This window comes from Schlesneria sp. (assembly GCF_036405755.1).
Classification (GTDB): Bacteria; Planctomycetota; Planctomycetia; order Planctomycetales; family Planctomycetaceae; genus Schlesneria; species Schlesneria sphaerica.
Window position 1 is genome coordinate 1 of sequence record NZ_DASWWZ010000716.1, and the last position, 8209, is coordinate 8209.

The window sequence follows — 8209 nt, forward strand, 5'->3', positions numbered from 1 at the left end:
AGGCTTCCAGCAGTCGATTGGCTTGTTCGCTATCGCCCGTCTGCAGATGGCGCGAGGCTAAACTGACCGAACTGGCATAGACGAGTTCCTGCGCTCGTTCGAAGACCTTGCGGTGCTCTGCTTCTGCGACTTCCGCACGCAGACGTTGTTCGCGCGTCAGCCGGGACTGCTTCGCGGTAAGTGCTTCTTGGGCGATGAATTGATCGGCATTAAAGTTGGCGCGGATGGCCTGCCAGGCGGCGATTCCCAATCCGAGGAACAGGGAGAGCGTTACGGCAGCAGTCGTCAGGATGGCTCCCCGCTTGCGCCGGAAGAACTTCCTTGCGCGGTAGAGACGTGAAGGAGGCGAGGCAAGAACGGGCTCGTGCTTCAGGTAACGATGCAAGTCCTCGGCGAGGCTGCTGGCGGATTCGTACCGCTGGTCCGGTTCCTTTTCGAGGGCCTTCATGACGATATTGTCGAGGTCACCCTGCAAAGAGTGGCGCAAGGCCTGAGGGGTCAGGCCACGGTTCGCCGCGATTCTCGCGCACGTTTCAAGGGCAAGCGACGCCAGCCGGTTGCTCGGCAGAGGAGGATCTTCTTCACGGACGATTCGCCGGACTTCCTCTTCGCCGTACAACGCCAATATCTCCTTGCCGACGGGCAGTGAACCAGTAAGCAATTCGTAAAGCAGCACTCCCAATGAATAGACATCACTACGCGTATCGATATCCGGACTGATACGCGCTTGCTCGGGACTCATATAGAGTGCGGTCCCGACGACCTGAGAAATTGATGTGTGAACTGACCGGCTTAACTGCGCCTGACTGACCGCTTTGGCGATTCCAAAGTCGATGATCTTGGGAACGGGGCAACCATCAAGCGACGTCACGAGAACATTCGAAGACTTGAGATCCCGGTGGATGATCCCCTTCTGATGGGCGTGCTTGATTCCATGGCAGACGTCAATGAAGAGCCGAACCCGGTCCGAGAGCGAGAGCTTCTGCACGTCACAGTATTCTGTAATCTGAAGTCCCTGAACGTACTCCATGACGAAGTAGGGCGTACCGCTCTGGCTGACTCCAGCATCCAGCACCATGGCGATGAAAGGGTGTTCCATTTGGGCCAGTGCCTGCCGTTCGACGTCAAACCGCCCGATGACCTCGGAAGAATTCATCCCGGGCTTGATCATCTTCAGGGCGACGCGACGCCGAATGGGGACGAACTGCTCTGCAAGAAATACCTTCCCCATGCCCCCTTCACCAATTTCCATCAGCAACTGGTAAGGGCCGACAAACTCTTGCGGCTGCCGGGGAGGAACTTCACCCGTCGGTGGTTCTTCGGCATCCAGGAGCGCGGTCTGCGCTGTGAAGAAGGGACTATCGGGGGCGAAGTGATTGTGGAACACGCGCTCGATTTCGATCCTGAGCTCCGCATCGTGATGGCAGGCGGCTTCGATGAACTTTTCTCTTTCCGCAAGATCTGTGATATTCACAGCCGCAAAGACAATCGCTCCCGCTTGGGAATGCTGAAGATGCAGACGCGTCTTCTTCGAGCCACGCTTGAGGGGCGTTAAGCCTGCCTGGTTCCCCGTGTGTAGAGTGGAATCTGACGCTTCAACAGGATTCTCCTGCAAGCACCGTTCATTCTGATCGAGGTGGCCTGGTCCTGCTGAGGTGGTCACGCTGCAAACTGCCTCTGAAACAACCGTCGATTGATCGCCTCTCTTAAATCCAGAGAGTGTACTGGATGTTCAGTGAATCAAAAGACAATTTCTAATCGAATGGAAGCTAATTTCAGGTCGACCACATCAGCGTCGGTGTCGGAGGGGACGAAGGCGATTCCTTGGGGACTGATGCGACTTCTTGAATCTCAACGTTTTATTAATGCCGCTTTGTAATGGAAACCTCGAGAGCAGGAGAGGTGCCGCCGGTCATCGATCGTGGCGCGTTCCCGGTCTCGCACTCGCGGCACATGATCTGCGACAGATCCCCAAGGGCCACGGAAAACGACTTTCACTAAGGAGCGTGATCATGGGTAATCAATCCAAGAAGTCCACTGAAGCGTCGAAGAAAAGTACCGCCTCGTCATCGAATGACTCGCCGACCGCCGTTCAAAAAGCCAAAAAGGCGACGCTCGACATGGTGAAGCATCCTCAAAAAACAGGTCGGAGAAGTTCCGACCGGGACTGACTACGAAGAGTTCAAAGTGGCGAGCGATCGAGCAGCCCGCTGGCCGATGCCACAGGTTGCGCCGGTCGCCGCCCACTTGTGAGGATCATCCAGATGAGCAACCGTGCGTGGAGCCACTCCGATTTCTCGTTTGCTGATGGGCTGCTGGCCACGACAGCGGCGCTGCTGGGTCTGGTGAGCGGAGAGATCATGTCCTGGCAATTCGTCAGTGAGCTGACGTTCGCCTCTGCCGTGCAGGCTGTGGTTTTCGCCACACTCATTGGCGTCATCTGCGGAGTGACCGTCCGCCGGCACTTTGGTTTCTGTCTGTTCTGGTTCGTATGCGGCTTTTGTGTCGGTGAGTTTGCCGGACTCCGTCCTGGTCCCGAACTGGGTGACACCGTGCAGAAGTTCACCCTGTCTGTGGCGACCTTAAATCTGGCTCCACTGGTAGCCGCCTGCGGGACCTGTTCGGGCCACGAGCTTCAGAAGCTGCTTCTTCAGCAGACCTCTTCGCATACTTAGCGAATCGCCACGACTCGACGACGCGTGATTCCATCGCCCCTTTCGTCTGCAACGATAACGTCTCTGCGCGCTGAGGATGGAGACTTACTCACTTTGTCCTACTGCCTGTTCGTTTCCACTGGAAAGGAGCAGTGCGTCCTCCCCAAACCCGCCGACCCGTTCTATGGGAATCAACTGCCGGGCACGCTAGAGTCAAAGCCTCCCTCGTGAGACGGTGGCGAGGTGAACGAACTCGATGCAGAACCCTTTCGATCTCTCTGGAAAGAGCGAGTCGTCCCGATGCAGAAAATACACAAGCCCAGCATGCTCTTCGTGCTGATGTTATCGGCCTTCGCCCTCTGGTCTGGCCCTGAATCGACGACCCTCCTGCAGGCTGCCGATGAGGAGCCGTCTGCGGGAAAGCGGGGCCTCGAGCGACCTGACGTCGAGTTCAAAATCTTTCAGTTTCCTGCAAACAAGATACCTCGAATTGATGGTTCGTCTGAAGACTGGTCGATTGTCCCTGCGGACTACGCCATTGGGACAGATCAGCTTCGCGAAACGGTGAAAGGCATCGATCAACATGATCCGACCGATCTCGATGTCACGGTGAAAGTGGGCTGGGTCAAAGGGCTGAACCAGCTCTATTTTCTCTACGAAGCGACCGACAACTACTGGGACTTCTCCCACGATGATCTGCACAATGACATCTTTGAAGTCGTGATTGATGCCGACCGTTCGGGGGGGCCCTTCATTCGGCAGATGCATCCCGACGTGACGTTGCGAGAGAAGCTGGAGACTCACTTTCAGTTTCACGGCGTCCATGCCCAGAACTATCACATCTTCACACCTGCGGAAGGGAAGGACTGGTGCATGGTCTGGGGAGGGCAGCCGTGGATTAAAGACCTTCCGTATGCCAACGCGGCTGATCAGTACAACTTCAAGCCGGGCGAAGGTGGTAAGCTGGTCCTCGAGTTCTTCGTCACACCCTTCGACTACGCTCCGAAAGATCCTGCACGAGCCATTCCTTCCCGGTTGGTGGAAGATTCCATCATCGGCATGTCGTGGGCCATCCTCGATTACGATGATGTCAACGCGGCTCAGTACCGCGGATTCTGGAATCTGTCGCATAAAACGACCATGTACGGCGATGCTTCCGACCTGGTTGCATTTCGACTGATGCCCCTCGAAAAAACGATCCGAAAGCCGCTGGAGGTCGACTGGTCATTTCAAGTTGTCGATCCGGTCGAAAGGCTCGTTGCTTTCCACGACCGTTCTGTCGGCAAAGTCACCTCCTGGTACTGGGACTTTGGTGATGGAAGTCATTCCCGTGAGCAACACCCCCAGCATCGGTACAAGGAACCTGGCGAGTTCATCGTCACGCTGAAAGTGGAAGGTCCCGAAGGCAAAGGTAAACGGACCAGGATCTGGGACGTGACACTCCCCTGAAACCGTGCACCCCGTGCAGAACATCGCCGCTCGATCAACAATCCCTGGCAGACCGGCGACGTTTTGATTCTGCTGATCAGAATTTGGAACTGAGACCCTCAAAGCCCCCTCCGCCGCAGTCCTCAGTCACGACTGTTTCCTGATATGGCCCACACGTTCGACCGGATTTTTAGATCGAAGGAATCGCAGTCCTCATGGTGACGAATCAATTTCGAAGATGCGTTGTCTCGAGCAGTCTGGCCATCATCGCCATGGTCCTGCTGAATCCGCTGTCCGCTCGGGAGGATTCACCCCGTCCCCAACAGAGACCGGCGTTGACGACCTCGCGCGTCGTGGGCTCGCCCGAACCACCTTTGCCCTATGTGACCGAGCGGGCGTTTCCGGCACTGAAATTCAATAACGTGCTCGATCTGGTTGCCGCGCCAGGAACCGACCGACTGTTCGTTGTCGAGCAATCGGGGAAGATCTTTTCGTTCGTCGATCAACCTGATGTCAGCAAAGCGGATCTGGTCGTGGATCTGGCCGCACAGATTCCCGGTGTCAGGGATAGCTATGCTCTGGCGTTTCATCCTGATTTCAAACGGAATCGCTACTGTTACATCTGTTACCTGGAAGCACCCGATCTGCCCGAGGGAACCCACGTCTCACGCTTTCAGGTCTCGGATACGAATCCTCCGACGATTGATGTTTCCACCGAAACCCCGCTGATTACCTGGCGTTCTGGCGGACATAACGGCTGTTGTCTCAAGTTTGGACCTGATGGGTACCTCTACATTTCGACGGGAGATGCGGGTCCCGCCAATCCTCCTGACATTTTCAAAACGGGTCAGGATATCAGCGACCTGCTTTCGTCCATCCTGCGGATTGATGTCGACCATGCCGACGAGGGGCGGAACTATCGCATTCCTGCTGATAACCCTTTTGTGGGACAGCCCAATGCTCGCGGAGAAGTCTGGTGCTATGGACTGCGCAACCCTTGGCGGATGAGCTTCGATCAAAAGACGGGAGACCTGTGGGTCGGAGACGTCGGGTGGGAATTGTGGGAGATGCTCTTCCGGATTGAACGGGGTGGCAACTACGGCTGGGCAGTGATGGAAGGGCGTCAGTCTACGCATCCCGAATGGCCCCGCGGACCCTCGCCGTTCCTGCCCCCCGTCATCGATCACTCGCACAATGAATCTTCGTCGATTACCGAAGGCTTGACCTACTACGGCTCGCGGCTGAAAGAGCTGCAAGGGGTTCATATCTACAGTGACTACGACACCGGGAAGTTCTGGGGCTTTCGGTATGAGAACGGGCGGGTCGTGGATCATCGCGAGCTGGCCGACACGACTCACCGTGTCGTCGGGTTTGGAGAAGACCACTCCGGCGAATTCTATATCCTGGATCACACCGCCGGGACAATTCACCGACTGGTTCCCAATCCGCAGGAAGACCTCTCAAAATCATTTCCCCGCTCACTCAAAGAGACAGGGCTGTTTACATCAGTGAAGGAAGGAAAGGTCGCATCGGGCGTCGTCGCTTACTCGATCAATGCCGAGTCTTGGGCTGACTACGCGACTGCTGAACGATGGATTGCCATCCCCGATCAGCTTGCCGTAACCACGACAACGACCCCGTGGACATACCCCCTGAATACGGTTCTCGTCAAAACGCTGTCTCTGGAACTGAAGTCAGGCGATCCTTCGAGTCGCAAGGCGATCGAAACGCAGCTCCTGCATTTTGATGGGATCGAATGGATGCCCTACACCTACCAGTGGAACGACGAACAGACGGATGCCACCCTGGTGGCTGCCGCCGGGGCGGAACGCGTCTTCACAATCGTCGATTCGAAGGGGGCCAACGACAGTGAAGAGGGGACGACTCGACAGCAAACCTGGCGGTTCGCTGGTCGTGCGGAATGTCAGCGCTGTCATAACAGATGGTCAGGTCCCCCTCTCGCTTTTGACATCCCTCAACTGAATAAGGCAGATCGAGATCGCAGTCCCAGTTCACAACTGCAGACGCTGGCGGCGATCGGCATTCTGGATCGTACGATTCCCAGCGAAGGACAACCCGAACTGGCGAATCCGTACGATGTGAACGCGGGCTTGGATTCGCGGGCGCGGGCTTATTTGCAGGTCAATTGCGCTCATTGCCACCGGATGCATGCCGGCGGAGCGGTCCTGTCTCAAATGCATTACGACTTGACGCTCGACAAGACCAACATGCTTGGTGTCCGGCCGACGCAAGGAACATTCGGGATTCATGGGGCCCAGGTCATTGCCCCCGGGAACCCTTATCGCTCGGTCTTGTATTATCGGATGTCGAAACTCGGCGGGGGGCGCATGCCTTACATCGGTTCCTCCGAGCCGGATCGCGCCGGGATCCAGTTGATCCATGACTGGATCGAACAACTCTCACCCGACCTCGCCCCTGATCAAACAGGACACGAAGCCGCGCTGAAGCAGAAACAAGACGACAGCGAGGCGATCAATCGACTGCGTCAGTCGAGTACCGCCACCAGGGAAACGGCCCTGGTCGATCAATTGCTGTCGACCACGGGTGGAACGTTAATGCTGCTGAACGCGTTCGATCGACACGAACTTCCCCGAGAATTGACCCCGCTCGTGATTGAACGCGGCACAATGCATCCGGATGCCAGCGTGCGAGACCTATTCGAACGTTTCGTGAGTCCTGATCAACGGGTGAAACGGTTAGGAAGTGTCATTGAGCCGCGTCAGATTTTGTCGCTCACCGGTGACGTCCATCGCGGTCGACAACTGTTTTTCGAGACGGCTAGCGTCAACTGCAAGAACTGCCACCGAATCGAAAAGATGGGCAAAGAGATTGGGCCCGAACTGACCACGATTGGGAAGAAGCATAGTCGCGAGCAACTGCTCGAGAGTCTCATGGAACCTTCCAAGCGGATCGATCCCAAGTATGTGACGTACCTGGCAGAGACAGCCGACGGGCGGCTCGTGACGGGGCTTTTGATTAGTCGCGATGATCGCGAAGTGGTGCTCAAGGACGCACAGGATCAAGAGATTCGCCTTCCGGTGGCCGATGTTGAACAGCTTGTTCCACAGCAGCAGTCGCTGATGCCGGATCTGCTGCTGCGTGACATGACGGCGCAGCAGGTTGCAGACTTGTTGGAATACCTTGGGTCATTGAAATAAAGTGACGTTATTCCACGGGTCGTAAAATCATGATTAACGCTTCGACAAGCTTCCCCCCAGGTAGAAACAGCAACGTGAAAGGTTCAACATTGAATCCACCAACAGTGATTTCTCGACGTGACTTGTTGAAGGGGGCCGCGGCAGCAGCAGGGGGTTGCCTGACACTGCCAATGTCGCTTCAGGGAGCGGATTCGGTTGCTCCCAAGTCGGTTGCTGCCGTTGTGACCCGGTACGAGAAAGGCCTGCACGCCGACGTCCTGATCGGAAAGATCATGGAAGGGTGGAAGCAGGACGGGGGGACCGGACCGGCTCTGAAACTGGCTTCGATGTACGTCGACCAGTACGGCCTCGGTGATCTGGCGCGCGGGCTGGCCGAGAAGTACAACGTTCCGCTGTTCGATACCATCGAAGGGGCGGTCACGGTCGGCGGAAACCGTATTCCGGTTGATGGTGTGATCAGCGTCGGCGAACACGGCGACTATCCCTATAACGACAAGGAACAGCATCTGTATCCGCGTCGCCGATTTTTCAGTGAGATTACTGACACCTTCCGTAAATATGGTCGCGTGGTTCCTGTCTTTAATGACAAGCACCTGGGTCCCCAATGGGAGGATGCCAAATGGATGTACGACCGGGCTCAGGAACTGAAAGTCCCCTTCATGGCCGGGTCGTCGCTCGTCGTGACATACCGCGACCCTGAACTGAATCTGCCGATGGGGAGTGACATCGAAGCGGCAGTGGCGATCGGCTATTCCGGGCTGGATATCTACGCCGCACACGCACTGGAAGTATTTCAGTGCCTGGTGGAACGTCGTCGGGGTGCAGAGAAGGGGGTGGAATGGGTGCAGTTCCTGCAAGGGGACGCCATGTGGAAGGCCATTGATGATGGGCGCGTCTCGTCGGAAATCTTCCACGCCGCTCTGGCTCTTGTGGCAGCCAGCCCCGAGG

6 protein-coding genes are annotated in these 8209 nt (G+C 56.6%); 5 read left to right on the plus strand and 1 reads right to left on the minus strand.

The features are described 5' to 3' along the window. Positions 1 to 1615, minus strand: a 1615-nt coding sequence (locus tag VGE80_RS23490) for a serine/threonine protein kinase (RefSeq protein ID WP_440594346.1), incomplete at its 3' end; no start/stop codon positions are given. 397 nt (positions 1616 to 2012) lie between these two features. On the opposite strand from VGE80_RS23490, the gene VGE80_RS23495 reads away from it, so the two are divergent. The 5 genes from VGE80_RS23495 to VGE80_RS23515 all read left to right on the plus strand — a co-directional run. Continuing rightward, complete coding sequence (locus VGE80_RS23495; RefSeq protein ID WP_373649554.1) at positions 2013 to 2171, plus strand: hypothetical protein; 159 nt, start codon at positions 2013 to 2015, stop codon at positions 2169 to 2171. A gap of 93 nt (positions 2172 to 2264) precedes the next feature. Beyond that, positions 2265 to 2675: a hypothetical protein gene (locus VGE80_RS23500; RefSeq protein ID WP_440594347.1), complete on the plus strand. Its 411-nt coding sequence runs from the start codon at positions 2265 to 2267 to the stop codon at positions 2673 to 2675. A 279-nt stretch (positions 2676 to 2954) separates the two neighbouring features. After that, positions 2955 to 4103, plus strand: a complete 1149-nt coding sequence (locus tag VGE80_RS23505; RefSeq protein ID WP_440594348.1) for a PKD domain-containing protein — start codon at positions 2955 to 2957, stop codon at positions 4101 to 4103. Between the two features lie 194 nt (positions 4104 to 4297). After that, positions 4298 to 7261: a PQQ-dependent sugar dehydrogenase gene (locus VGE80_RS23510; protein ID WP_440594349.1), complete on the plus strand. Its 2964-nt coding sequence runs from the start codon at positions 4298 to 4300 to the stop codon at positions 7259 to 7261. 89 nt (positions 7262 to 7350) lie between these two features. Continuing rightward, a partial coding sequence (locus VGE80_RS23515) for a twin-arginine translocation signal domain-containing protein (protein ID WP_440594350.1) occupies positions 7351 to 8209 on the plus strand: 859 nt, incomplete at its 3' end.

Bases quoted from the DNA above. Each gene is read 5' to 3' on its own strand.
- VGE80_RS23495 (WP_373649554.1), top strand. From the start codon at position 2,013: ATGGGTAATCAATCCAAGAAGTCCACTGAAGCGTCGAAGAAAAGTACC.
- VGE80_RS23500 (WP_440594347.1), top strand. From the start codon at position 2,265: ATGAGCAACCGTGCGTGGAGCCACTCCGATTTCTCGTTTGCTGATGGG.
- VGE80_RS23505 (WP_440594348.1), top strand. From the start codon at position 2,955: ATGCAGAAAATACACAAGCCCAGCATGCTCTTCGTGCTGATGTTATCG.
- VGE80_RS23510 (WP_440594349.1), top strand. From the start codon at position 4,298: ATGGTGACGAATCAATTTCGAAGATGCGTTGTCTCGAGCAGTCTGGCC.